The sequence below is a fragment of the Bacillus sp. J33 genome (genome assembly GCF_000518885.1).
Taxonomy (GTDB): domain Bacteria; phylum Bacillota; class Bacilli; order Bacillales; family Cytobacillaceae; genus Cytobacillus.
Map to the genome: position 1 here is coordinate 1 of NZ_JAEL01000087.1, position 25,639 is coordinate 25,639.

Sequence of the window (25,639 nt, forward strand, 5' to 3'; positions counted from 1 at the left end):
CCATAGCCAGTTGGACCAGCTTCATAGCACACTCGAAGATTCTCTTTTTCTCCAAGCTTTTTTACTAATTTTCTAATGGATTCCGGAGTGTTAGGAATCATTCCCCAATACCTTGGCTCATCTCGACCCTCATCTGCAATGGCAACGGCAATTTTTTCTTTTGAAACGTCTAAACCTACATATTTTATGGTATCCTTCATAATAACTAGCTCCTTCCGTAATGTAGCTCTGATTTGGTTTGCTTTTCCAGTAAACAGTGTAACCAAATTAACCTACGGTGTTACGAGTAAGGAGCTAGTTTCGTTCATGATAACTTAAACTAAAGGGGCAGCATTAGTTCAAGAAGGATTTTTAAATGATTTAATGAATTTTTAAGTTATCCTATTTGAAGAGAAGTGATATGTATATGAAATTTCAACAAACGGATTTCACTGAAGAACTAATATTTCAACGGGAATCCTGCGAAGATACACCCAACAATGCTAACCGTTTCTTAAACTGGATCACCCTTTCCAAATAAGAACATAAGGAGATTGTTTATGCCGATCATAAGAGATATTCAGCTTTACGTTCCAAAAAACAAAGAGCAGAACTGGGCATTCTTTCACGAAACAAGATGTATTGCATTTTTATATAGCCGTCTTCTGCCAAAGCTGCAGTCAAAGGATGATAAAGGGATACAAATCTATTGTGTAGACAATCTAGAACAAAAAGAGCAAATCGATAAGTTTACTCACATTATCTTTGATTATTTTCCTGTAGTTGTAGAGGCGGATGTAGGAAATATCCTGGCATTGACATCCGATAGAGAAAAGAAAGAACGAGTTCTGGAAATTGTGCACGAGGGAATGAAACTCGCTGCTGAGGAGTTTAATTGGGACATGTCTTCTCTTGATTTGGTATATGAGAACATAAAACAGCTAGATTATAAGAATGTCTATCCTCTATTAAAGAAGAGCAGCCCAAACAGGAAGTACATCTGCAGCGTCTTGTGTCATCATGAAGTAGCAAGTATCGATGTTTACATGGAGATCAAGAAAAGAAATGGAGAAGTCATCAATACCGAGAAGCTATTCTCTGTCGGGAATACAGATGAACAGGATTTGTTCAGCGATTATGGAAATCTGGAATGGAAGCTGAATCATAAAGTGGAGTTTACGGATAAGGATTATAAACATATCTATCGTTTAACATTTCTAGAAAAGGACCAACCAAACAATCTAGTATGGAAAATTGAAAAGTCTTGTTAAACGATCGGGCGCTTATGTTCAAGATCAGCTGCCATATTTGGTAGCTTTTTAATTGATAGCAATCTGTTAGCTTACAAATGGTTTTTTTCAAGTCATACTACGACGGCGGATAATTAAGAGCGAATTTTTTCGGGCTTTTTAATTTGCCTTAAGTTCAAATTGATCATTGGGTGTTTCAAAAAGAGGGAACTTTTTTCAGAACTAAAGTGACTGTTTGGTGAATTTTGAAAAACCCTACTAAACAATAGGATAATATTATGATATTTTCAATGAAAACTAAAGTGTCCTTCTTAAATTAAAAGGTGTATAAGTTGTTATGGCTGTCATCCAGGCGGCTTCTTTTTGCTTGTTTCACTCACGGGAGGTTTTTTGAAGAATACTTATAATTTTATCTGTGATTTATTGGATATTTTAGCAAGAAAGGGGGAAGCTAAGCTGAGAAAGGGATGATGAAGCTATGACAATAAAAATTCAAAGGTTTTTTAATATCGCTATGATCTTACTGTCATGGTTAACCATACCCCGATTAGGTATTGACAACATAAGAAGATTTTTTCCCGCATCCATGCTTATTTTATTTGTAGAAACCATATTTGCGAAAATTGGGAAAAAACAAAGGTGGTGGGTTTTTTATAATAAACCTAAATCTTTCCTTTTTGGTGAATTTCCCTATCAAATTGGTCCATTTTTGGCAATCTCCATGTGGTTTTTAAAGTGGACATACGGAAATTTTAAATGGTTTATTTTATTAAATGGAATAGGAAATGCCATGTTTGCATATCCATACTCATATTTAGCAAGGAAATTTAGGTATTATACATTGGTACGATTTAATCACTCTCAATTTTTCGTTTATTTTTTTTATAAAGCATTTTTTTTATATGGGTTCCAATATCTTTTTGAAAAAATGATTAATCAAAAGAATGGAAATATACTGTAAATAAGGCTTTTTTATAAGATTTACTGCATAGATAGTAAATAATTGCACTTAATGTACCGGTGCTTATGGTCAAGATCAGCTGCCTAACAAGGCGGCTTTTTATTTTTGAAATAGTGGGGTTGTCTAAATATATATAATGGAAAACAATAAATGACTAAATCTATATCAGCAGCTTCCAACAGTCAAAAACTACGGAGGGATGGAAAAATAAGGAAATTAGATGTTAGTCTAATAAGAGACAAACAATACAAACCCTCTCAGGTATTCCAAATATACATTTAAATGAAAGGGTCAATTTATTATTTATAGCTTTTTCTTAATATATTTTTACTTTCTGGATGTCTAACGATACACAAAGTTACCAAGTAACCAAAATGTAAATAGAATGTCATGGTATTAGTGTTGTTGTTATTGCCTTCTCAGTATAGACTGTATTTTTGAGGAGTGAAAACTATGAAAACAGTAACTGTATCAGAATTAACTTTCAAGAAAAGGTTATCCATGATTGAACAAAGGTCACTAAAAGACTATGTTATCAGATGGCTCAACCATTCAGAGGAAAAACTAGATGATATACTCCCCCTTGAGTACACGGAAGATGTCTTTGGGAAGTTAGAGAGCACACTGGAAAATGAAATAGCCATTGATAATAACGAATATTTTAGATATATTACCTTAACAGAAGATAATCAGATTATTATAGGAGTTTTAGATTCAAATAAATTCTTGCTGCATAAAATTTTATCCTTGGATGAACTTTTAGCGTAATTAAAATGGTTTTTTATTGAAGCGGGGGAAGAACAATGACTAGAAACAAAGCTAAAATAGGTGACCGGATTTCTTTTCAAAGAAAAGAAATAACAATTGAAGGTGTTGTTGGAATTGTAAGGGATAATAGTGTGATTGTTGACATTTCAGCGGAATCGAGCCAAAGTCTGCATTATGATACAACCAAAACTGTCGTCAAACATTCTAATTATGTAGTTATATCTTCCCCCAAGACTTCTTAATTCTTAAAATTCTTTAACAACAGGCAGCAATTTTGTTTTTCAGTCAACTGAGGGGATAAAAGTTTGTTGAATGATGTACCTAAACGAAGGGGTACATGGTTTCCGTCTTGAAACTATTAACTAACAGAAGGGCCAGAAATTCTGTCGATTAAAGACAAAGATTTAACTTCACCGGCAGTCAAATGCGAAATTTGGATTCCGGTTTTAAAATCCAGGCTGTGTTAAAGCTTATTGCTGATTTTAGCACCCTGTTGATTGGAGCGGAAGGTAATTGATCTTCGAAGATACATCCGTATTTTCTTGCGACGCGGTGTGCATTCGGGGAAGCTTATTCAATATCCTGCGGGAGAAGCGTGTCAGCTGGGAGACCCCGCAGGTGCGAATGCACAGAGGAGCGCCGGACCGCCCGCTGAAAACTTGAGTGCCTCGTGCTGAAATCAGCAGGCAAATTTAACAGATCCAAAAAGCAAATAAGGAATTAGAGATAGCTGCTGAGATGTTTTCGGCAGCTCTTTTTTATATTCTATTAATAATCTAGTGTTTGGGAATTAATGACTTGTATGAACAGTTGCTTGAGTTTAACAAGCGTTACGGTGGCAATCCTTTATTATGCTTTACTATCGGGGTAACCTGAACAAAAAAATAAAAAGCATACTATATTTTGTGGTTTTCATCTTTATCATAATTTGGTGTTGTACTAGAGTGTGTTAATATGGGATCTAGCACTTTTTTGGTATATGGCATAAAGTAATTAAGTATTAGCCCCCCTAAACAGACGGTTAATAAAGTTCCAATGCCAATTGGTCCATTTGAAATCATTGCCATTATTAAGAATACGAGGTAAATGAATGTTCTCGAAAAAAATATATTTGTTCTAGTTAATTCTTGTATGATTAATGTTAATCGGTCAACTGGGATCGGTGCAAAATTTGTGTGTAAATAGGTTGCAGTTCCTAATCCAATAACAACTAAGCCGATTCCAAAACAAACAACTTTGCTGTACCATAGTTCTGGTGTTATCAAATTGTGCAATAAAAAAAGCCACATATCAATACTAATACCTGTTATAAATGCTGTTAACAACCCCAAAATTTCTGGTCTTTGTTTCTTTAAAAATGAATTACAACCAATCAATAGTAAAGCTATTATTACTTCCCAGCTTCCCACAGTAAGCCCCACATTTATGGACAGTCCTACCAAAAGTGCATCAAAAGGTGAAGTTCCAAGGTCTGATTGTATCGTGAAAGAAATACCAAGGGTTAATATGAAAATTCCTAATACATAGAAAACATATTTCACTTTACTCGACCTCATTTTCATAATTTTTTGTTGCAAATGCAACAAATTCAGGTTACATTTAATATATGTCATTTTTATTGCATTTGCAACAAAAATAAGTGCTGAGGAGTTAAATATGAAGGAAATTCTTCGTGAAATTGGAATGATAGCAAGGGCATTAGATTCTATAAGCAATATAGAATTTAAAGAATATGACCTTACAAAAGGGCAGTATTTGTACCTAGTGCGAATATGTGAAAACCCAGGAATCATTCAGGAAAAGTTAGCTGAGATGATAAAAGTAGATCGGACAACAGCAGCTCGTGCGATCAAAAAACTTGAAGTGAATGGCTTTATTGATAAGAAGGATGATGAACAAAACAAAAAAATCAGGAGGCTCTTTCCAACAGAGAAAGGGAAAAAAGTTTTTCCTTTTATAAAAAGAGAAAATGACTATTCCAATGCTGTTGCATTAGAGGGATTCTCCGAAAAAGAAGCAGAAATCATTTTCAATCTGCTTCAAAGAGTAAGAAAAAATGTAGAAAAAGACTGGGAATTTGTTAAAAAGGGAAACAAGAGAAATTATTGATTATAAAGGAGAGGCATCTTTAAATGGCTATAACGATTAATAAGTGTACCTTTGAAGATCTAAACGAACTTCAAGAAATAAGTTATGAAACCTTTAATGAGACATTCAAGCATCAGAATTCACCCGAAAATATGAATGCCTATTTGGAAAGGGCATTTACCTTAAAACAATTAGAAAAAGAATTATCCAATCATTCTTCCCAATTCTTTTTTGTTTATTGTAATAATGAAGTGGCTGGATACTTAAAGGTCAATACCAATGATGCTCAGTCTGAAGAAATGGGTGATGAATCACTTGAAATCGAGAGGATTTATATAAAGAGCAAATTTCAAAAGCATGGGCTTGGTAAATTTCTGCTGAATAAAGCTATGGAAATTGCGATGGAACATAATAAAAAGAAAATCTGGCTAGGCGTATGGGAAAAAAATGAAAATGCTATTGCTTTTTATAAGAAAATGGGGTTTGTTCAAACTGGAGCCCACACTTTTTATATGGGTGATGAAGAACAAACGGACTTTATAATGTCCAAAACACTCATATAACCTCTGGATCATTATTGATATCCCGAAAAATTTTAAGGTCACAAATGTTGATGATATTTGGGATTTTGTTCAAAAAAACTCTTTTGGCACGATTAATTAGGATCATATAGAGAAATAGAACTTAAAAAAAGTCATAAAAAGAAATAATTTTGAGAGGAGAAACACCCATGTATATTCCTTCACATTTTAAAGTCACAGATGAAACAATGGCTTATGACATTATGAAAGAATATAGTTTTGCGACTCTTTTTTCTCAGCACAATGGAATGCCATTTGCAACTCATTTACCGTTAATTTTGAATAAGGAGAATACATACTTATATGGACATTTTGCTCGTCCAAATCCTCAATGGAAAGATATCAAAAATCAAACCGTTTTAGCTATTTTCCATGGTCCTCACTGTTATATCTCCCCATCCTGGTATGAGACGAATAAAGCAGTGCCAACATGGAATTACGTGACCGTTCATGTTTATGGAGAAGTCGAGCTTATAGAGGATGAAAGTGAGTTAAAAGGTTCCTTACATGAAATGGTATTGAAATATGAAGCTCCTGACAGTTCATACAGATTACAGGATGTAGATGCTGAGTTTCTAGCAGGTATGAACAAAGGAGTTCAAGGTTTCAAAATAAAAATCAATAAGATAGAAGGAAAAGCGAAGTTAAGCCAAAACCATTCATCGCAGCGGCAAGAGCTAGTTATTAATCGACTGGAACAAATTTCAAATACAAATGAGCAACAGATTTCCTCATTTATGAAGGCAAATCTAAATAAGTAATTGTTTTTACTGTTATTGTACGAACGGGAAGTGATAACTAAAAAAAATAAACGTCCGAACCATTACAAAGGCCGACTTCCTGGAAATCCTAAAAGCAGCTTACTAGTAGGGCAATGGGCAAGTCCTCTAGCTTTTGCATAATTGTAAAAATTGCACGCCTTCTTTTTAGCCCAGGAAGTTAAAACGGCTGCCGGTTTTGTCGACAGCCGTTTTATAATCATTACTACAATATTAGTCCTGAAAAAAGTTTGCCAAAGCTGGTGTCCAGTTACTATTGCCTGCCGCTAAATCTCCTTTACCATTTTTATAATGCCTTTAACATCAACACTCAGTTACACGGTAAAACTTCAATAAATAACCAATAACCGAAAATTTGTGTTCGGGAGGATACTATAGTTACACATCATGGCTGGCTTTATAATAGATTAATTTTCCCTTCAATTGTTATTACTGCTGATCCAGCTACTTCAATGATTGGTTCATTATTTTTGGGTGTAATAGTTATATATAGTGTGCCTGGTCTGCCAATTGCGTGTCCTTGCCCTATTTTAAGCTGACTCGTTTGGTTTTTTGGAAGAAATCCTTCTAAAAACAAATACCCTGCTAAGGCACCATTTGCAGCTCCTGTTACAGGATCCTCGTCGATGCCGATGCCAGGAGCGAAATCTCTTGTATAAATATCAAACTCCCCGTCTGTATCAAAAGTAAAAAGGTGAGTGGTTGAAATATTATGTTCACGATTCAAGCTGCCTAACTTTTTTAGCTGCGGCTCTGCATGATCTATAGCTTCCCGTGATTTAACTGGGACAAGTAGATGCCAGTTTCCAGTATTGCTTAGTTTGATTGGGTGCCTTTCGTCTAAATCACTTGCTTGAATTCCGAGTAGTTGGGCAATCGAGCCTTTATCTATTTCGATTTCCTTGACCTTTGGCTTGATCTGGGTCATTGAAACGCCAATAAGCTGATTGTTTTCTTTTATCCATTTTACCGGAATAAGCCCTGCGTTGGTCTCAAACACAACTTGTTCTGCTTTATCCAGCCAATTGTATTTCGTTCCAAGCAGCCATGAAAGCCCCACCGTTGCATGCCCGCAAAAATTGATTTCCTCCAGAGGTGTAAAATATCTGACTTTAAAATCTGCATTAGGATGAGAAGAAGGCAATAAAAAAGCTGACTCTGGGAGATTCAATTCATTTGCAATTTTTTGCATTTCTTCAACTTTTAAATTTTCCGCATTGGGAATAACTCCTGCAGGATTTCCCCCAAATGATACATCAGTAAAAGCATCAATATGATAAACCTGAACTTGTTTCATGGTTTTCCTCCTTGAATTCGAATTGGAATCTTTCTAATAATCTAATCATATTCACAACTATGAGCTCAATGCTATATATTCATTTTGCTTTTTAACCGGCCAAAAATCCAATGTAAAAGCCTGTTAGCACATTCGTTTTGCAAGGGCATCTATCACTGTCTCTAACTTGGATAGGTGCTCTTTGTATTGTGGAATGATGTTTAGCAGAAGGGATTAAAGATATGGATATAATTCTTTACACTTTTTTTATACTTTTCCAGTCTAATTATTTATACTTGACACTTATTCTAAGTTCATCAACATCGAAAGGATGATTAGTTATGTCGGAAACGATTCTTAAAGCAGCAAATGTTTCAAAAATATATGGCAAACACAAAGCACTTAATAGGGTATCGATCGAAATTAAACGAGGAATGATTTACGGCTTAATCGGGGAGAACGGCGCAGGAAAATCGACATTCATGCGTACCATCATGGGGTTAATCACAATCGACGAGGGTGATATCGAACTATTTGGCGAAACTGGCACGAAGGGGTTGCAGCATGCACGAAGAAAAATGGGCCAATCCATTGAAACGCCAGCACTTTATCCAGAATTAACAGCACGAGAGAACCTGCGGGTACAAGCGGCAAACGGTGGTGTTAGCGAACGGGAGATTGATGATTTGCTCCGCTTAATGAACCTTGGCCATACCGGCAAGAAGAAAGCAAAGAATTTTTCTTTAGGAATGCGCCAGCGTTTAGCGATTGCCTCAACACTTATTACAAACCCAGAGTTCTTAATCTTAGACGAGCCGACAAACGGTCTTGATCCATCAGGAATTGTTGAAATGCGTGAAATCATTCAGCGATTGGTGAGAGAACGCGGTATCACTGTCTTACTTTCAAGTCACTTGCTTGATGAACTTTCACAGGTCGCTACTCATTACGGTATTTTGCATGATGGAAAACTCATTAGTGAACTTTCAAAAGAGGCGTTAGCGCGTGAAACCCGTCAATACATTGAATTGGAAACAACTGATGTTCAAAAAGCAGTCGTCGTATTAGACGAATTAGGGATAATGGATTATGAAGTCATCAATGGAACTGAAATTAACATTTACGAACACTTAGATCATGCTGCCGCAATCAACCGTTCATTAGTCTTGGCTAACGTAAACGTTTCGCGAATTGGCACAACCAGACAAAAACTCGAAGATTATTTCTTGCAATTAACAGGAGGAACCACCCATGCTTAATCTTTTAACAGCTGAAAGAATCAAATTAATTCGAAGTAAAAAACTATTGATTGTCCTGGGAATTTTATCCTTGCTTCCTATTATCCAAGTCGTGAATAGTAAAATGACAGTCCATTATGGAACAAAACTTGTCCAGGCAATTGATACAGTTATAAATGGAGCGACAGGTATTCTGATGATGGAGAAAAATGGGTTAACCATTTTACTCGTCATGAGCGCTTTTATCAGTTTCTTTATTGGTGAAGAATTTCAAAATGGAACGATCCGAAATGCGCTGTCATTAGGCCGCAGCCGCACACATTATTATTTGTCAAAATTTGTGATTGCCTCACTGCTTTCCCTCGTTGGTGTCATCGTAATGACCGCATTTGGCATGATCAGCTTTTCAATCGTGTTTGGCTTTGGTGAAGTTGCTGAGATTAACAATTACTATAGCTTTGCTATAAAAACTTTTAGTACTCTTTATTTATTAATTTTATCAAACGTCTCGATCTATGTGATGATTACGTTTATAACAAAAAATAGCGGCATTTCCCTTATCTGGAGTTTTCTTTATACAATGGCGACTGGTTTTGGTGCAGGAATTTTCCAGCAAACCGAGCATTTTAAACAAGTGACATTCTGGTTCACGGAATCATTCTTGTTTTATTCAGATTTCGCAAACCCAGCGGATATAGCAAGGTTTCCTGAGATGGTAATGGTAAGTCTTATCACAATCGTGTTATCATCAATTATAGGAATCCTTCTGTTTAAAAGAACAGACATAAAGTAGGCTGGGCGGATATGGCAACGATATTAATCATTGAAGACGATAGTGCAATTCATTCCCTAATCAAAGAAGCCTTAGAATTACAGGGGTTTAAAACACTAAGTGCCTACTCAGGGACGGAAGGGAAGCTGCTATTCAAACAAAATGAGGCAGACTTAATTCTCTTAGATTTAATGCTTCCGGGAATGAATGGAGAAGAATTTCTTCAGGAAATTCGGCATACCTCATCTATTCCTGTAATGGTGATTTCAGCCAAAAATGACCAAACCTCGAAATTGGAGCTTTTGACGAATGGGGCAGATGATTACATCACAAAGCCTTTTGATGTGAAGGAACTGCTTGCACGAATCCATATTCAATTGCGTCATGCCACAAAGGCTTCAGTCAGCCATATGAAAGAAATTCATTACAAGAATATAAGTATAAATTTAGACACGCGTGAAGTGAAGATCAATGGCCAAATTCTTCGTCTTACTGGCCGCGAATATGCAATCCTTCTATTATTTCTGGAAAATCCGCAAAAAGTATTCAGTCGAGCCAATATTTATGAAAGTGTTTGGAAAGAACCATTTTTTGATAGCGATAAAACGATTAATATGCATATCAGTAATTTACGAAATAAACTCAACTCAGATGACACAAACTACATTAAAACTGTATGGGGCATAGGCTTTAAATTTGATTAACGAAAGGGGCGTGAATGCTGTGTGGGGATGGATATTTGTATTCCTGGCATTAGCGCTTCTTTTTTATATTTATTTTTTAAAGCGGGAACTGAGGAAACTGCAGCATGAGGTAAAAGGGCTTCCAATTCGGGCTGGTTTTGGCAGCAGGCTATCTCTTGATTTCCGTGAGAAGACATTGATGGATTTAGTCGATGAATTGAATCAAATGATTGATGCTTTTGAAGATAAAAATCGTCAGGCAAAACAGATGGAAGAGAATGTGAAATTATCAATCGCTGGGCTCTCTCATGATTTACGGACACCGCTCACGTCCATCAACGGCTATGTTCAGCTCTTAAATGCGGCCACAGATGAAACGAAGAGGGCGCACTATCTAAAGATTGTCGAGCACTCTGTCAAACGTCTGATTGAGATGACCGATCACTTTTATGACTTAGCACGCATTGAGACGAACCAAAAAGAAATATCATTATCTTCGATCTCTCTCTCCAACTTAGCAGAGGAAATCTTCCTGTCCTATTATGAACAATTTGAGGAAAAGAAAATTGAACTCCAATTCCCTGAACAAATAAAGGATAGCCAAATTATAGCTGACAAAATAATGCTTATTCGCATAATCCAAAATATCGTTCAAAATATACTGCGTTATGCCAAAAGTAAAGCGGTTATCAGCTATGGGAATAACGAAAACTTTCTAATTTTCAGCATTAAAAATGACATCAAACAAGATAGTAAACTTGCCATAGAAAAAGTATTTATGCGTTTCTATACAGAGGTCACCAGCAGAACGAACACGGAGGCAAGCGGGCTAGGCCTTTATCTGTCTAAAAAGTTAGTTGAAAAGATGAATGGGAAAATGGATGCCGAGCTGAATGATAATTGGTTTATTCTTAAAATCTATCTTCCCATTAATAGCATTCAATCTTAATTATTTTGGTTATTTCTAACTGTTTTGATGATTTTTTCTGTTTCTTTATCCCGGTTTTATATTGCTTATCAAGCTGTATTATGGTGATACGAGAATTTCATTGTACAGAGCGTTGATCTATGAACCAATGCTTTTTTTGTTAAACCGGGCATTGTTGCTTTAGGAATGTATTCACTATTAAAAGAAGAAAGCAGGTGTTCGAATGAAAAATCGGTTCCGTGTTGGGGAAGTGGCCAAACTATTTCAGATTTCTGCCTCGACCCTTCGCTACTATGATGAGATCGGGATTTTCCAGCCTAAATACACAGATCCTGAAAACCGGTATCGTTACTATATGATTGAACAATTTGTGGCACTCGATACCATCATCTTCCTGAAGAAAAGCGGATTTTCTATCAAGGATATCCAGCAGCAGTTAGAGCATCGGACCCCTGAGAATACGAAAGAGCTGCTGGAACGAAAGCTTAGAGAAGTGGAGGAAGAAATGGAGAAGCTGAAGAAGGTATCTGAGAAAATCCAGAACAAAATCGCTACGATCCAAGAAGGACTTTCCCTTAGTGCCAACCCTTCGCTGGTGTATCGCTGGTTTCCAGAACGGGCCATTTCCTATCTATATAATGATGCACCGATCGACTTGGTGGAAGAATCGGATGCATTATACGTAAAGGACTTAGAGGAGCTCTCTTTAGCTGGAATCGACTATGATGGCTTTTTTACAGGCGATTTTGGAGCAATCGTCGAATTAAATAGCATCAATATGGAAGGACCTGTGAAATATCGGGCTGTCTTTGAATTACTTCATCAGAAGAAGGAAGGTTTAAAGACTTCTTATTTGGATGCGGGAATGTACGCATGCTACCCACACCGCGGGCAGTATGAAACAACTAAAACCAGCTATTCCTATGTTTTAAATCGTCTGGAGCAAGATGGCTATCGCGTGGCTGGGGCCCCGCTCGAAATAGCCATGCTTGATGAGTCGGTCATCCAGGATGAAAAAGCATATATTACTTGGATTCAGATTCCAGTTGAAGAAAAGGATTGACCTTCAAGTAACTTGAAGGTTTATACTTTCTCCTGTAAGAAGTTACAGGAGGAATGAAGGATGAATGGAACACATGAAAGCTTAAAGCATCAATCCGTTAGAAAAGTATTTTTTCAATATTTTTTTCCATCGTTATTAGGGATGATGCTGATGTCAGTAAACATCCTGATTGATGGAGTGTTTGTCGGGAACGGGGTAGGACCTGAAGGGCTTGCTGGTGTTAACCTCGCCATGCCGGTGTTCTCGCTGATTTTTTCGGTTGCGCTGTGGATCGGTATCGGTGGAGGGACTGTGTATTCGATCTATATCGGAAGAGAGGAAATGGCTAAAGCGAGGAGTGTATTTTCATTAGCAGTTTCCAGTTCACTGGTGCTTTTATTAGCAGTCGGAGTCACCGGTTACTTTAACGTAAACGTAATTGCCAATCTGCTTGGAGCAAACGCTGATACCCTTTCACATACCGTCGAATACTTGAGGATCCTCTTCCTGCTAGGCTGGCTGATTGCTGTACAGCAGCTGCTCAGCATCTTTGTCCGTAATGATGGCAGTCCAACTTTGTCGATGATTGCTCTCGGAGTGACTGCACTTGCAAATATCGGCTTGAACTACTATATGATTTTTATTTTGAAGCTGGGTGTGTTTGGTGCGGCGCTTGCCACAGTTCTTGCAAGCTTCATCGGGCTGCTCGTCCTCTTACTCCATTTTTTCAAAAAGCAATCAAATTTGCGTAAGCCATCCTTTCAGTGGTCATGGCACATGCTCGGAAGCATTTTCTCGATTGGATTTCCCAGCTTCCTTACAGAAGCAGGGGCCCTTGTCTTCGTCGCTGGCTACAACTTGGCCATTGCTGGCTTACTTGGCACAGAAGGAGTCGCCGCTTTTTCAGTCGTCAATTATTTGCACGGCTTCATGTTCCTTTCGTTCTTTGGCATTGAGTCAGCACTACAGCCAATGATTAGCTACTATCACGGTGCAAATGAAAAAGGGCGCATTAAAGAGAGTGTGAAGATTGGTGAAAAGGCGTCATTGACGCTTGGAGGGCTCCTGCTAATTATTGGCCTGTTTGCTGCTCCCATGCTGGTCTCGCTTTTCGGACTGGAATCAGAAGAAATTCGAAAACTGTCTGTTCAGGGAATTCAATTGTTTTTCTTCGGTTATCTGTTTCTTGGTTTTAATTTCGTTTACATGACTTATTTTCAGTCTATCGGTAAAATTCGTCCTTCGATTATCATCATTCTATTAAGAAGCTTTATTTTTATCCTGGTGCTGTTATGGGTACTGCCAAAATTCCTTGGCATCGCTGGTGTCTGGCTCGCACTTCCGCTTGCGGAAATGCTCGTTGCTATATTGCTCTTCTTTTTCACTAGAAAACATGTGATAAGCAAACATGATAAGCATGGTTTACTTCGGTCAAGACCAGGTAGTGGAATGATTAACTTATAGATAAAATTTAGGGTTGTTTGAATATTCTTGTTTCTATTATTATGAAATATACAGTGAAAATACATTCGGGAGCCGGCATGTTTCCTTTGCGTCACTGGATGGTATGAGAGAAAAGACCATTTTGATTAATGGGCTCTCCAAGTCCCATTCCATGACTGGCTGGAGGATTGGCTATACACTTGCACCTGCATCGATAACAGAGGAGATGTTAAAAGTGCATTTGTATAATGTGGTTTGTGCCCCTATTACGAGCCAGTATGCAGCCATCCAGGCGCTGAAATTTGGACGAAATGATTCTAAGTTTATGAACGAGGCTTATCTAAAAAGGCGGGACTATGTATTTGAAAGGCTACATAGGATGGGAATGATGACGGAAAAGCCCCAAGGAAGCTTTTATATTTTCCCGAAAATACCTGATGGTTTCTCGAATTCACACATCTTTGCAGCAAGGCTCCTCCACGAAGGAGGGGTGGCCGTTGTTCCCGGCAGTGCGTTTACACCATACGGGGAAGGTTATATACGAATTTCTTATGCTTACTCCATGGATATCCTTATGGAAGGATTAAGCAGGCTGGAACGTTTTATTCATCATTACAATGCAAAGGAGTCTATTGTATGAAACATAAATATTCATTTCAGTCACCAGAGCAACTGAAGTCCACTTTATGTGATCTGGTATCCATCCCTAGTGTTACATTATCTGAAGGGGAAAAGCATTTTCCGCTAAGGGTAGAGCAGTTGTTAAGGGATATTCCTTATTTTAAAAAACATCCTTCACAAATTATTAATCATCCGATGGCGGATGGCAGGTTTGTTCTGACTGCCCTGTATAGGCATGACGAGGCAGAGAAAACAGTCGTAATGATAAGTCACTTTGATGTCGTGGATATCGATGATTATGGTGATTTAAAGCATCTTGCCTTTTATCCGGAAGAGTTAACCAGGGCACTGAAGGAACGTACTGACCATCTTCCTGGTGATGTAAGTGCAGATCTTGAATCAGGGGAATGGCTGTTTGGAAGAGGGACAATGGATATGAAATGCGGGCTTGTTCAGCACATGTCGCTCATCGAGAAGGCTTCGAGTGAGGAGTGGAAAATCAATCTGCTTTTGCTGACTGTTCCTGATGAAGAGGTGAATTCAAGGGGAATGAGGGAAGTGATTCCAAAGCTTCTGGATATTAAGGAAGAATATGGTTTAACTTACACTCTATTTCTCAATTCAGAGCCGATGTTCTCCCAAGTTCCTCAAGATGAGAAATATTATTTTTATACGGGATCAATCGGGAAAATCATGCCCGGAGCGCTTTGCTTTGGACGGGAAACACATGTGGGCGAGCCGTTCTCCGGTATTAATGCTGGCTGGATGTCATCCGTTCTAACACAGGAAATTGAATGGAATAAAATGTTCTGCGAAACTGTAAATGGAAAGGTCAGTCCACCGCCAACGCTATTGCTTCAAAAAGACTTGAAAAAAGAGTATTCCACACAAATTCCGCATCGTTCAGTCAGCTTATATAATCTGCTATTGATGAAGAAAACGGCTGCAGATGTGATGGAGGAAATGAAGCGGGCAGCTGAAGCTGCAGCGAAGAAAATGGAAAAGTTTATAGTAGAAGGGTACCGTTCATTTAACCTGAAAATAGAAGAAGCTCCCACTATACGTGTATTCTTCTATGAAGAGCTAAGGGACTTTGCTGTTAAGAAGACAAGTGAAGAGTACATTGCCATTCTTGAACGGTCGATTGCTAGAGATACACAAGGAGACATTCGAGAACAAACCATACAGATTGCCGATCAAATGTCCATGTTATGCCAGGAACTGGGCCCTATGATCGTCTTGTTCTATGCACCTCCTTACTATCCGGCCATTAATACCGCAGAAAACAAGGATATCAAGTCGCTGTCACAATCTCTCGTCCGCTTTACAAAAGAAGAATTTGACAAGGATCTTCATTCAGTTGACTATTTTAACGGCATCTCGGATTTAAGCTATGCAGGATTGCAGGGAGACTTATCTGAAATGGAAAAATATAATTCAAATCTTCCGGGAGGACAGGAGCTTTATTCCATTCCTTTTGATGAAATGTCCCAATTCAAAGCCCCGGTTATCAATGTTGGTCCTTTTGGAAGGGATGCTCATCAAAAAACAGAGCGTCTGCATGTGCCATTTGCCTTTAAGCAGCTTCCTAAGATACTGGAGCATTTGATTTTGGAGCATCTAAGGGACAAGGGGACAGGTCCAGCGTCCCAGTCCGTATGAAAATCAGGTAATAAAAGTATAATTAAAGGAGGCTTTTCTGCAGGAAAGCCGCTATCCTTCTTTAACTAGAAGGTGCTTGATTGAAAATCAGGGCTGTCATTGCGGCAGCTTTTTCTAATTAGCAAACCGGCAGAATAATTGAAGACAAAAATATAATAGATTGAAACCATCACCAAATTTTTCCGTATATTATATAAATTCTTTTAAACTTTTAGGAAATTGGGAGGATCTTTTATTGAAAGAAAGTAACAAGGAACAAAAGAAATCTACTTTAATATGGGCAGTTGTCGGTACAGCAATTGGTGCAGTATTAGGAATAATAGCTTACAATAATAATTGGTTGGGGTGAAGAAGAGATTGTGCAAGCCATAACCGTATTGTGTATGGGTGCGTTAACCGATCAGGATTCATGCACTTTTTGTTTAAGTTAATGTACTAAAGGTGCAGTTCAGTTAAATAAGCTAACCTTAACAAGATAATACAGCGGCCATAATAATCATTTCCAAAAGCTTTATATATTTTTATGGAGGAAAGCATGGATGAACGAGATTGGCAAATATTAAAAGTTCTTTATGAAAAAAAGAACATTACGAAAACCGCACAAAGTTTATATATATCACAACCTTCGTTAACGAAGAGAATCCAGCAAATTGAAAAGGAATACGATCAGGCGATTATTAGCAGGGGTGCAAAGGGAGTGCAATTTACACCCCAAGGAGAATATTTGGTTAAATGTGCAGATGAAATGCTTGGCCGTCTTCGTCAAATTAAAGAAACGGTTCAAAACATGGATCATGAGATAAGCGGCACATTACGATTAGGGGTTTCTAATTATATTACGAGACATAAATTGCCAGGTCTTTTAAAACTGTTTCGTGAACAGTTTCCTAAAGTAAACTTTAAAGTTACAACTGGCTGGAGTCGTGAAGCTTTTGACCTCGTTTATAATCGTGAAGTTCATATTGGAATTGTGAGAGGGGATTATCATTGGGGCGGTTCTAAGCATCTGCTTTTTGAAGAAAATATCTGCATCACCTCAAAGGAAAAAATTGACCTAAAGGATTTACCGTCATTACCAAGAGTTCAGTATGATACAGATAATACATTAAAGGCATTAGTTGATAATTGGTGGACCAGAACATTTTCTGAGCCTCCTTTAATTGGGATGGAAGTGGATAAGGCAGATACATGCAAAGAAATGGTGATGAATGGTTTAGGGTATGGAATTCTTCCGAGTGTACTTGTCGAGGATCATTCAAGTCTATATCGTATTCATTTGCATAATGAAAGCGGCAGACCACTTGTAAGGAAAACGTGGATGCTGTATCATCAGGAATCTTTGGAACTAAAAGTAGTTAAAGAGTTTGTAGAATTTATTAAAAAAATGGATTTTATTAATGATATTTAATCAAGGCATGGGTTTATTCCCATGTCTTTTTTTGTCTTTGTTATTCATTTTTTGAATGCCTCCCGATAGTTTATTTGTATTTTATTCATTTTTTAAACCTTTTTATAATGAAATTGCTGAGGGGGAGAGAAAATGAACGAACTATCGAAGATGCTGGTAACGATGGTTAAGGAGCATGAAGGAAAAAATTTTGATGCAATATTGATAGATGATATGGCATATTTGGCGGGTTTTAGTTTTATGAGTCAATTTAATAGCGCTATTATTCACATTCACACTGACCGAATCATGATAAGTGAACCCATAACGGGAAAATATTTTTGCTTACCGATCAACGGAATTAAAGAAATCCATGATGAGACTGCCAGTAAGTATGACGTCGCTTTTACAGTGCATTACAAGAATGACTATAAGGTGTTTATCCAGATATTTGAACCATTTTGGAATAAAGCCAAATAAATAGGTGAGGAATGCATTAAAATGGGGGAGTAATTTATGGAGGTTTTATTTCTTATATTAATGAAAGTGATCTTACCAGTTTTTTTACTTATAGGTGCCGGTGCATTTCTCCACAGAAAATTCACGTTTGATATGGGGACGCTATCTAAATTAAATAATTATTTACTAATGCCGGCAGTTAGCTTTGTAAATATATATGAGAGTACTTTAGGAGGAAATATCTTCATATATATTATTAGTTTTCTTGTTTTGCAAAACCTTTTTTTGATTAGCGTAAGCACAGGTATTTCTAGGGTGTTTAAATTTGAGAACAGGTTATCTGCTGCCTTCAAAAATAGCGTTGTACTTATTAACTCTGGCAATTTTGGATTACCTGTCAGCCAGCTTGTCTTTCAGCACAATCCGTTAGGTTTATCTATTCAAATAGTTGTTATGATTTTTCAAAACCTACTCACCTATACCTATGGATTATTTAATTCTGTATCTGCTGATAATAAAGGAATCCAGGCAATGAAGATATTTTTAAGAAACCCTGTGTTTTATGCCTTTCTATTAGGGGTTTTCTTTCAGGCAGCATCTATAAAAATACCAGAATTTATTTGGACACCGATAGAGAATACTTCAAATGCCTTTTTGGCGACAGCTCTCATTACCCTTGGGGCACAGAGTGCCTTTATAAAATTTCATAGATTATCAGCTCCATTGGTACTAAGTCTCCTTTGCAGGCTTGTTTTGTCACCCGGTATTGCGGTTGTCTCCATTTTAATAGCAGGTTTAGAAGGTACCGTTGCCCAGGCGCTGTTTATTGCAAGCTCGTTCCCTACTTCAAGAAATAGTTCCCTTATTGCCTTGGAATATGGAAATCATCCTGAATATGCAGCACAAGTCGTTTTATTAACAACTTTATGCAGCATGATTACTGTTACTGCTGTTGTTTATTTATCAAATATATTATTTTAAATAAAGAAATTATAATTATTAGCTTTTGAGGGTTTTTGTTCAACTAACGGATGGTTATGTTCAAGATCAGCTGCCAAACCACCCTGCTTTTTGTTCAACTAATTAGATCTGAGTACCCATCATTAGATTTAACTGATGCTATTGATCAATCACTTTTTTAAGACCAAAATTAATTAAATTTTTATTTAACAATGGCGCTTTTCTGAAAAAGGGGAGCGTTTTTTAATGAAATTGTCCATGTAATGGAATAACTGATTGAGCAAATAATGGAAATGTAAAATCCTTGCTATTAAACTAAATGTCAGAATAGTAATAATAAAAATTAACAAATTCATCCAATTACTTGCAGTAAAGTGGTAAGATGGAATTACCAAATTATCTCAAGGGAAGGTTACTTATGGACATTTTTACTATTCTGCTTGTCATTCATATTTTAGCAGGCAGTGTTTGTTTATTGACAGGGGCGATCGCATCCATAGCAAAGAAAAAGAAAGGCAATCATACTATGATTGGAGAAGTGTATTATGGAGGTTATGTTGTCATTTTCATAACCTCCCTGATAATGGCAATCATGAACTGGTCAGAAAGTGCTTATCTTTTCTATATTGCCATTTTTTCTTATGGCTTAGCTCTTATTGGATACTTGGCAAGAAAGTTACGATGGAGAAATTGGCTGACGGTGCATATTGGGGGAATGTTAGGGTCCTATATTGGAATTATTACCGCTACTTTAGTCGTTAATGGTTCAAAAATTCCATTTGTAAATGAAATTCCTTCTCTCTTATTATGGTTCATCCCCACAATCATTGGCACACCCATCATTTCTTTAGTAAGTAGGTATTACAGCAATCATTCGAAAATAAAAGAGTTTATTCAATAAAGGTTCTTAATTCGTTCAGCAATAGGGCGCACTTATTTAATAACGTGCCTGATTTCCGTAAAGTCCAACGTATTTCACTCTTTGGTGTATTTTTAAGGGAAGCTCAAAAGGAATATACTCCTTTTGAGCTTCGAATGTATTTTTATCTGCTGCTGTTAATTTCTTTACTAAACAGTTCAATTGTTTCTTGAATACTCATCACACCGATGTTTCCTTTTTTCCGCTTTCTTAACGCAAGGGATTGGTTTTCTATCTCTTTATCGCCAATAACCAGCATGTATGGAATTCTTTGTTTTTCCGCTTCTCTAATCTTTAATCCCATCTTTTCAGTCCTGAAATCGACTTCTGCACGAATTCCTGCTGATTCTAATTGTGATTTCACGAAGTCTGCATACATTGCATGAGAATCAGAGATCGGAATGATTTTCGCTTGAACAGGTGAGAGCCACAGTGGAAAATCTCCTGCAAAATGCTCGATTAAAATAGCCATAAATCGTTCAACAGAACCGAATAGGGCCCTATGAATCATAATGGGCAGATGAAGTTTATTATCTTCACCTACATATGCACAATTAAACTTTTGCGGCATTTGAAAATCTAATTGGATTGTACCGCATTGCCAGCTTCTTCCTAGTGAATCCAAAATATGAAAGTCAATTTTCGGTCCATAAAATGCCCCATCACCAGGATTAATCTGGTAGTTAACACCTTTATTTTTCAAAACAGCTTCCAAAGCTCCTTCTGCCTGCTCCCAGATTTCTTGAGATCCCATGTATTCTTCTGGCCGTGTAGATAGTTCAACCTTGTAATCAAAACCAAAGCAGGAGTAGAATTCATCAATCAGGACAAGTATGTTATCAATTTCAGACTCAATCTGATCAGCCCGCACAAATAAATGGGCGTCATCTTGAGTAAATGAACGGACTCTTAAAAGTCCATTTAAAGAACCTGAAAGTTCGTGTCTATGGACTAACCCAAGTTCCGCAAAGCGGATAGGTAATTCTCGATAACTTCTTCGTTTGCTGTTATAAATCAATATAGCACCAGGGCAGTTCATTGGCTTTATCGCATAATTTTGGTCATCCACATTAGAGAAGTACATATTTTCATGATAATGATCCCAATGGCCTGATTGTTCCCAAAGTTCCTGTTTCATCATAATTGGTGTTTTAATTTCCTGATAGCCTGCCTTTTGGTGTTGTTTTCTCCAATACCTTTCAAGTTCATTTCGGATCACCATTCCATTTGGCAGGAAAAAAGGCATTTCTGGAGCCTCCTCCATGGATGTGAAGAGTTCTAACTCTTGACCTAACCTTCTATGATTTATTTTTTCTGATTCCATTTGATTAGACATTTTCCATTCCTCCTGATTTTTAGTTGTATAAAAAAAGACCACACTCCTCCCCGGAATAGGGACGAGTGTGGTCGTGGTGCCACCCTAATTCCATAAAACATACGAAAAGCATGATTTATGCTCAAGACAGATAACGGATTTTCCGATTATAGATACTTTGATTAAAATCATTTCCCCATAATAGCTCCAAGGTGGTAAATCATTCANTTTTCTTCAGGGCTTACAGCCNNTGGCCCTGATCTCTGGTAAGAAAACGAAGAATGATTCGTGTCCTTTTCAATGCTTAATTATTTAGTTTTGTATAAAATAAAAAAACGCACCCATCCCAACAATAGGGACGAGTGCGGTCGTGGTGCCACCCTAATTCCATAAAACATACGAAAAGCATGATTTATGCTCAAGACAGATAACGGATTTTCCGATTATAGATACTTTGATTAAAATCATTTCCCCATAATAGCTCCAAGGTGGTAAATCATTCATTTTTCTTCAGGGCTTACAGCCAATGGCCCTGATCTCTGGTAAAAAAACGAAGAATGATTCGTGTCCTTTTCAATGCTTAACTATTTAGTTTTGTATAAAATAAAAAACGCACCCATCCCAACAATAGGGACGAGTGCGGTCGTGGTGCCACCCTAATTCCATAAAACATACGAAAAGCATGGTTTATGCTCAAGACAGATAACGGATTTTCCGATTATAGATACTTTGATTAAATCATTTCCCTATAATAGCTCTAAGGTGGTAAACCATTCACTTTTCTTCAGGGCTTACAGCCGATGACCCTGATCTCTGGTAAGAAAACGAAGAATGATTCGTGTCCTTTTCATAGCTTATTTTAGATTTGCGAATTATTTTTTATGATTTTAATACACATTTTGGAAAAGGTCAAGAGACATATTGTAAAATAACGGCACAACTTGTGTTCGCTTCGATTAAAGAATCCCAGAGCAACTTTTTGCAATCCAATGATCGTTTTTCTTTATTATACTAATGGCGGAGTTTTTTTGAAGTAGGAATACAAAGGCAAAACAGGGGAGAAAAAGTTTGCTATCAAACCCGCTTCAATAATTAAAGAACTAGCCGCTCGTAATAACAAGGATGAATATGAATATATTGTATTGTTCCTGAGTCTGCAACTTGATTTGCAGACTTTTTTATTGGAAACCATATTTTTCTTACCGAATATTCAATTAATTGCGAAAAGAATAACAAATTTAATCAATATTTACAAAAAGCACCTTACCTCTTAACCCAAAAATGCTATAACCATAATTAATGGAGGTGGTAGGTGGAGAAGTAGTTTCTAGAAAAAAATGATCCAAGTATAGCTATTGATTATTTTGAAAATTCAGATAGGTGAGTGGCATGGGAATAATCTCTTGCTGTTCGTAACCCCGTAAAATGACGGACGTTTTTCCATTGGAAAAGATAACCTCGAGATTAATATCCCAAACATTAAAAAGAAAGGATGTAAAAGATGAAAGCAACTAAATTCGTTTTTGTTTTGATGATGATTTTCAGTTTAATAGTGACTCCGTCTTTCCAAGGACCCAACCAAGCAGAGGCTAGCTCGTCAGCTTTTAAAATTGCTGTCCTGCCTGATACCCAAAACTTAGCAAGTAACCATCCGGAAATCTTTCGCGCCCAAACACAGTGGATTGCCGACAACTCGGAGGAACAGAATATCAAGTTTGTCATTCACGAGGGAGATTTCTCTAACAATAACAATACACCCCAGTGGGAGGTTGCTTATGATGCGATGCGAACTTTAGATGGGGTTGTTCCTTATACGGTTTTACCTGGAAACCATGATATGGGTACGGGTGGTTCGGCAAATACACGAGATACCACTTTATATAATACCTATTTTCCGGTAAGCAATTTTTCCGGAACTGAGACTTTTGGGGGTGTTTATCCGGCGGAACCAGATAAGTATGATAACAATTATCATACCTTCAACGCTGGAGGAACGGACTGGTTAGTACTATCTCTGGAATTTGGACCAAGAGATCCTGTATTGGATTGGGCGAACGAGGTTGTTTCTTCTTATCCCAATCACCGTGTCATAGTAGTAACGCATAGCTATATGTTTTCTGATGAGACACGTCATAATACAGGACATGCTTGGAATGCGCATAATTACGGTGTAGCTTCAGAGCCAGGTGGAGTTAATGACGGGGAAGAAATGTGGGAGAAATTCGTCAAGCTGCATCCAAATATCTCAATGGTACTTAGTGGTCACGTATTGAACGATGGTCAAGGTCGTCGTGTATCGGCAGGAGACTATGGAAATAAAGTCTACCAAATGCTATCTAACTACCAGATGCAAGCAAATGGAGGAAATGGATTTATACGTCTTCTGGAAATCGATCCGGAAGCAGGGACTATAAAGGCAACCAGTTACTCTCCTTATCTAGATGAATACAAAACGGACTGGCAAAATGAATTCGAATATACAAACGTTGAGCTTGGTACACCTAATTCAGATGTTAAAAAGCCTAGATATCTCTTCAGTGATGATTTTAGTGAGGGTAAGAAACGTGATGATGACGGGCTTATGAAAGATTGGACAATCGTGGATGAGGGAACGATTGACGCACCATCGAAATGGTCGGTTGTGGGAGGAGAAGTCGTTCAATCTTCCAACATCTATGGTCCGGATGTTCCTGCTGTTGACAATCGTAAAGGGACCTTTGCTTATTACGACAAGGGCAGTGCCTTCAATTGGAAGGATTATACCTTTTCCGCTACATTAAGTGCCACAGATAATGACGGAATTGGTCTGATGTTCCGCTATCAGGATCCAGATAACTACTATAAACTAGAATTGGACAACCAGCGTAAATTCTCCAAGCTCTTCAAAGTCGTTGATGGAGTAGAAACGACACTGGCTCATGTGGCTGAACCAGGATATACCCCGGGCACCAAATTTGAACTAGAAATCAAGGTGGCTGGGAATCAGATCCAGGCGTTCCGGGACGGAATCGATATATTTGGAGAGCCTATTATCGATGATTCCCATTCAAAAGGAACGGTTGCTTTATATTCTTGGGGAAATCAGAGTAACTACTTCGATGATGTGCTGGTTAAAGATGTTATAAATTCTAGTGATCTCTTGAAGGATGATTTTAGTAAGGGTAAGAAACGTAATGATGACGGGCCTATGAACTACTGGACGATCGTGGATGAGGGAACGATTGACGCACCATCGAAATGGTCGGTAGTTAGAGGGGAAGTCGTACAATCTTCCAACATCTATGCTCCTAATGTTCCTGCTGTTGACAATCGTAAGGGCACCTTTGCTTATTACGACAAGGGTGGTTCGTTCTCTTGGAAGGATTACTCGTTTTCCGCTGTATTACGCTCCACCGATAATGACGGAATTGGCCTTATGTTCCGCTATCAGGATCCAGATAACTACTATAAACTAGAATTGGATAACGAGCGTAAATTTTCCAAGCTCTTCAAAGTCGTTGATGGAGTAGAAACGACACTGGCGCATGTGGCTAAACCAGGATATAGCCTAGGTGCCAATTTTGAATTAGAAGTCAAGGTTATTGGCAACCGGATCCAGGCGTTCCAGGACGGAATCAACATATTTGGAGAACCTATTATCGATGATTCCCATTCAAAAGGTACGATCGCTTTATATGCTTGGGGAAATCCGAATAGCTACTTCGATGATGTATTGGTTAAAAGGGAACATAGATTAAATAGATAAGCTGGGAATTCGTAGAATCTAACCAGTAGCTATGATTGACTTTGTACATAGCTCTTTACACCTCGAAGAGCGGATATTTAAAATACTCCGTTATTCGAGGTTTTTTTGCCTGCAAACGCTGGGATAGTTCTGACGTTTTCCTAATTTTTTTATTCAGGTAATTCCGCTTGCCTAAATATTGCTATAACTGGGTCAACCATCATTCGTGCAGTTCCTTACTAATGAAAAAAGCGAAATATCCAATCTTTCATAGATTTAGTTTAGTTTGATTGGTTTATTTACAATAGGCAGATAGAATAATACAATTGGTAAAAATGAAGGAACGTTTGGTATTGACCTTCTGTTTCGAGTGTGTAAAATCTAAGTCTGCAACTTGATTTGCAGCATTTTTTTATTGGAAACCATTTTTGCAAGGGGTCGGGCCAGATTGTGGAGGATCCTCTCCAAAGATAATGCGATATTCTTGTTAAAATAGATGGAGATTGTGAAGGAATGTACTGATATGAACGAAACTGTCAATGCTCCCTACACAAATTGATTTTGGTTTCAGTTTATGGGTAACTCTAAGAAGAGAAGCGTTTTTCGGCTTCTTTGCTTATTAGTTGGGGTTCAGTCTTTTTCAAGGCTAAGGAATCTCCTTCTCAGCTTACTGACTCCTCCTCAATCTCCAAATTGGCTGTCAAGTGATTTCCTTGACAGGTAATTTGGAGATTGAGATACTTTTTAAAGCTGAGAATGAATAAATTTCTCCTTTCATTTTGATATAAAAAGTTAAGCACACGG

The 25,639-nt window shown here is 37.6% G+C and carries 23 protein-coding genes, 1 pseudogene and 3 other annotated features; of the genes and pseudogenes, 20 read left to right on the top strand and 4 right to left on the bottom strand.

Going from position 1 to position 25,639, the window contains the following annotated elements:
- Positions 1-200, bottom strand: a pseudogene (locus L634_RS31515) (IS110 family transposase); the annotation flags it as partial.
- A gap of 339 nt (positions 201-539) precedes the next feature.
- Between L634_RS31515 and L634_RS0121440 the strand changes: the two are divergent.
- The 4 genes from L634_RS0121440 (at position 540) to L634_RS0121460 (ending at position 3,200) form a co-directional block, all read left to right on the top strand.
- Positions 540-1,250: a hypothetical protein gene (locus tag L634_RS0121440; RefSeq protein ID WP_026584214.1), complete on the top strand. Its 711-nt coding sequence runs from the start codon at positions 540-542 to the stop codon at positions 1,248-1,250.
- A 457-nt stretch (positions 1,251-1,707) separates the two neighbouring features.
- Positions 1,708-2,190, top strand: coding sequence for a hypothetical protein (locus tag L634_RS0121450; protein ID WP_026584215.1), 483 nt, complete (start codon positions 1,708-1,710; stop codon positions 2,188-2,190).
- Between the two features lie 453 nt (positions 2,191-2,643).
- Positions 2,644-2,958, top strand: a complete 315-nt coding sequence (locus L634_RS0121455) for a hypothetical protein (RefSeq protein ID WP_026584216.1) — start codon at positions 2,644-2,646, stop codon at positions 2,956-2,958.
- Positions 2,959-2,993: 35 nt separating this feature from the next.
- Entirely contained in the window at positions 2,994-3,200 is a 207-nt protein-coding gene (locus L634_RS0121460; RefSeq protein WP_026584217.1) for a DUF2187 family protein, read from the top strand.
- A 654-nt stretch (positions 3,201-3,854) separates the two neighbouring features.
- Here the strand turns inward: L634_RS0121460 and L634_RS0121465 are convergent.
- Positions 3,855-4,499: a YczE/YyaS/YitT family protein gene (locus L634_RS0121465; protein WP_026584218.1), complete on the bottom strand. Its 645-nt coding sequence runs from the start codon at positions 4,497-4,499 to the stop codon at positions 3,855-3,857.
- A 115-nt stretch (positions 4,500-4,614) separates the two neighbouring features.
- Here L634_RS0121465 and L634_RS0121470 point away from each other — a divergent pair, with 115 nt between their 5' ends.
- From L634_RS0121470 to L634_RS0121480, 3 genes are all read left to right on the top strand, one after another.
- Positions 4,615-5,067, top strand: a complete 453-nt coding sequence (locus L634_RS0121470; protein ID WP_026584219.1) for a MarR family winged helix-turn-helix transcriptional regulator — start codon at positions 4,615-4,617, stop codon at positions 5,065-5,067.
- 23 nt (positions 5,068-5,090) lie between these two features.
- A complete protein-coding gene (locus L634_RS0121475) occupies positions 5,091-5,609 on the top strand; it encodes a GNAT family N-acetyltransferase (protein ID WP_026584220.1) in 519 nt (172 codons plus the stop codon).
- 167 nt (positions 5,610-5,776) lie between these two features.
- On the top strand, positions 5,777-6,388 hold the full coding sequence (locus tag L634_RS0121480) for an FMN-binding negative transcriptional regulator (protein ID WP_026584221.1): 612 nt from the start codon (positions 5,777-5,779) through the stop codon (positions 6,386-6,388).
- Between the two features lie 415 nt (positions 6,389-6,803).
- Here L634_RS0121480 and L634_RS0121485 read toward each other — a convergent pair whose 3' ends face one another.
- Positions 6,804-7,703, bottom strand: a complete 900-nt coding sequence (locus L634_RS0121485) for a PhzF family phenazine biosynthesis protein (RefSeq protein WP_026584222.1) — start codon at positions 7,701-7,703, stop codon at positions 6,804-6,806.
- A gap of 320 nt (positions 7,704-8,023) precedes the next feature.
- Between L634_RS0121485 and L634_RS0121490 the strand changes: the two genes are divergently transcribed.
- The 12 genes from L634_RS0121490 to L634_RS0121550 all read left to right on the top strand — a co-directional run bounded on the left by L634_RS0121490 (position 8,024) and on the right by L634_RS0121550 (position 19,778).
- On the top strand, positions 8,024-8,941 hold the full coding sequence (locus L634_RS0121490) for an ATP-binding cassette domain-containing protein (RefSeq protein WP_026584223.1): 918 nt from the start codon (positions 8,024-8,026) through the stop codon (positions 8,939-8,941).
- Positions 8,934-9,713 (top strand): ABC transporter permease, encoded by a 780-nt coding sequence (locus L634_RS0121495; protein ID WP_026584224.1) that lies wholly within the window; start codon positions 8,934-8,936, stop codon positions 9,711-9,713. The genes L634_RS0121490 and L634_RS0121495 overlap by 8 nt, the downstream gene beginning before the upstream one ends.
- Positions 9,714-9,724: 11 nt before the next feature.
- Positions 9,725-10,396: a response regulator transcription factor gene (locus tag L634_RS0121500; protein ID WP_026584225.1), complete on the top strand. Its 672-nt coding sequence runs from the start codon at positions 9,725-9,727 to the stop codon at positions 10,394-10,396.
- A gap of 19 nt (positions 10,397-10,415) precedes the next feature.
- Positions 10,416-11,324 carry a sensor histidine kinase gene (locus tag L634_RS0121505; protein WP_034263024.1) on the top strand — a complete coding sequence of 303 codons (909 nt, stop codon included), beginning with the start codon at positions 10,416-10,418 and terminating at the stop codon, positions 11,322-11,324.
- A gap of 202 nt (positions 11,325-11,526) precedes the next feature.
- Complete coding sequence (locus L634_RS0121510; protein WP_026584227.1) at positions 11,527-12,366, top strand: MerR family transcriptional regulator; 840 nt, start codon at positions 11,527-11,529, stop codon at positions 12,364-12,366.
- 60 nt (positions 12,367-12,426) lie between these two features.
- Entirely contained in the window at positions 12,427-13,809 is a 1,383-nt protein-coding gene (locus L634_RS31520) for an MATE family efflux transporter (RefSeq protein WP_051428386.1), read from the top strand.
- Positions 13,810-13,822: 13 nt separating this feature from the next.
- Positions 13,823-14,428, top strand: coding sequence for an aminotransferase class I/II-fold pyridoxal phosphate-dependent enzyme (locus tag L634_RS31525; protein ID WP_051428387.1), 606 nt, complete (start codon positions 13,823-13,825; stop codon positions 14,426-14,428).
- On the top strand, positions 14,425-16,071 hold the full coding sequence (locus L634_RS0121525) for a M20/M25/M40 family metallo-hydrolase (RefSeq protein WP_026584228.1): 1,647 nt from the start codon (positions 14,425-14,427) through the stop codon (positions 16,069-16,071). Before L634_RS31525 ends, L634_RS0121525 begins: the two co-directional genes overlap by 4 nt.
- 535 nt (positions 16,072-16,606) lie before the next feature.
- A complete protein-coding gene (locus L634_RS0121535; protein WP_026584229.1) occupies positions 16,607-17,479 on the top strand; it encodes a LysR family transcriptional regulator in 873 nt (290 codons plus the stop codon).
- Positions 17,480-17,611: 132 nt separating this feature from the next.
- Positions 17,612-17,938, top strand: a complete 327-nt coding sequence (locus L634_RS0121540) for a hypothetical protein (RefSeq protein ID WP_026584230.1) — start codon at positions 17,612-17,614, stop codon at positions 17,936-17,938.
- Positions 17,939-17,974: 36 nt separating this feature from the next.
- Complete coding sequence (locus L634_RS0121545) at positions 17,975-18,898, top strand: AEC family transporter (protein WP_026584231.1); 924 nt, start codon at positions 17,975-17,977, stop codon at positions 18,896-18,898.
- A gap of 397 nt (positions 18,899-19,295) precedes the next feature.
- Positions 19,296-19,778, top strand: coding sequence for a hypothetical protein (locus L634_RS0121550; RefSeq protein WP_026584232.1), 483 nt, complete (start codon positions 19,296-19,298; stop codon positions 19,776-19,778).
- Between the two features lie 142 nt (positions 19,779-19,920).
- Here L634_RS0121550 and thrS read toward each other — a convergent pair whose 3' ends face one another.
- Positions 19,921-21,174, bottom strand: coding sequence for a threonine--tRNA ligase (gene thrS, locus L634_RS31530; RefSeq protein WP_269521710.1), 1,254 nt, complete (start codon positions 21,172-21,174; stop codon positions 19,921-19,923).
- A gap of 12 nt (positions 21,175-21,186) precedes the next feature.
- Positions 21,187-21,421, bottom strand: a binding site (T-box leader).
- Positions 21,422-21,462: 41 nt separating this feature from the next.
- Positions 21,463-21,697, bottom strand: a binding site (T-box leader).
- 40 nt (positions 21,698-21,737) lie between these two features.
- Positions 21,738-21,971 (bottom strand) — a binding site (T-box leader).
- A gap of 641 nt (positions 21,972-22,612) precedes the next feature.
- Between thrS and L634_RS32915 the strand changes: the two genes are divergently transcribed.
- A complete protein-coding gene (locus tag L634_RS32915) occupies positions 22,613-24,856 on the top strand; it encodes a metallophosphoesterase (RefSeq protein WP_198029808.1) in 2,244 nt (747 codons plus the stop codon).
- The last annotated feature ends 783 nt before the right edge of the window (positions 24,857-25,639 follow it).

What these genes read in the sequence shown, in the direction of transcription:
- L634_RS0121545 (WP_026584231.1), top strand. Translation starts at nt 17,975, where the DNA reads ATGGAGGTTTTATTTCTTATATTAATGAAAGTGATCTTACCAGTTTTT.
- L634_RS0121470 (WP_026584219.1), top strand. Translation starts at nt 4,615, where the DNA reads ATGAAGGAAATTCTTCGTGAAATTGGAATGATAGCAAGGGCATTAGAT.
- L634_RS0121440 (WP_026584214.1), top strand. Translation starts at nt 540, where the DNA reads ATGCCGATCATAAGAGATATTCAGCTTTACGTTCCAAAAAACAAAGAG.
- L634_RS0121475 (WP_026584220.1), top strand. Translation starts at nt 5,091, where the DNA reads ATGGCTATAACGATTAATAAGTGTACCTTTGAAGATCTAAACGAACTT.
- L634_RS0121460 (WP_026584217.1), top strand. Translation starts at nt 2,994, where the DNA reads ATGACTAGAAACAAAGCTAAAATAGGTGACCGGATTTCTTTTCAAAGA.
- L634_RS32915 (WP_198029808.1), top strand. Translation starts at nt 22,613, where the DNA reads ATGAAAGCAACTAAATTCGTTTTTGTTTTGATGATGATTTTCAGTTTA.
- L634_RS0121485 (WP_026584222.1), bottom strand. Translation starts at nt 7,703, where the DNA reads ATGAAACAAGTTCAGGTTTATCATATTGATGCTTTTACTGATGTATCA.
- L634_RS31520 (WP_051428386.1), top strand. Translation starts at nt 12,427, where the DNA reads ATGAATGGAACACATGAAAGCTTAAAGCATCAATCCGTTAGAAAAGTA.
- L634_RS0121480 (WP_026584221.1), top strand. Translation starts at nt 5,777, where the DNA reads ATGTATATTCCTTCACATTTTAAAGTCACAGATGAAACAATGGCTTAT.
- L634_RS0121490 (WP_026584223.1), top strand. Translation starts at nt 8,024, where the DNA reads ATGTCGGAAACGATTCTTAAAGCAGCAAATGTTTCAAAAATATATGGC.
- L634_RS0121540 (WP_026584230.1), top strand. Translation starts at nt 17,612, where the DNA reads ATGAACGAACTATCGAAGATGCTGGTAACGATGGTTAAGGAGCATGAA.
- L634_RS0121500 (WP_026584225.1), top strand. Translation starts at nt 9,725, where the DNA reads ATGGCAACGATATTAATCATTGAAGACGATAGTGCAATTCATTCCCTA.
- L634_RS0121525 (WP_026584228.1), top strand. Translation starts at nt 14,425, where the DNA reads ATGAAACATAAATATTCATTTCAGTCACCAGAGCAACTGAAGTCCACT.
- L634_RS0121535 (WP_026584229.1), top strand. Translation starts at nt 16,607, where the DNA reads ATGGATGAACGAGATTGGCAAATATTAAAAGTTCTTTATGAAAAAAAG.
- L634_RS0121550 (WP_026584232.1), top strand. Translation starts at nt 19,296, where the DNA reads ATGGACATTTTTACTATTCTGCTTGTCATTCATATTTTAGCAGGCAGT.
- L634_RS0121510 (WP_026584227.1), top strand. Translation starts at nt 11,527, where the DNA reads ATGAAAAATCGGTTCCGTGTTGGGGAAGTGGCCAAACTATTTCAGATT.
- L634_RS0121450 (WP_026584215.1), top strand. Translation starts at nt 1,708, where the DNA reads ATGACAATAAAAATTCAAAGGTTTTTTAATATCGCTATGATCTTACTG.
- L634_RS0121495 (WP_026584224.1), top strand. Translation starts at nt 8,934, where the DNA reads ATGCTTAATCTTTTAACAGCTGAAAGAATCAAATTAATTCGAAGTAAA.
- L634_RS0121455 (WP_026584216.1), top strand. Translation starts at nt 2,644, where the DNA reads ATGAAAACAGTAACTGTATCAGAATTAACTTTCAAGAAAAGGTTATCC.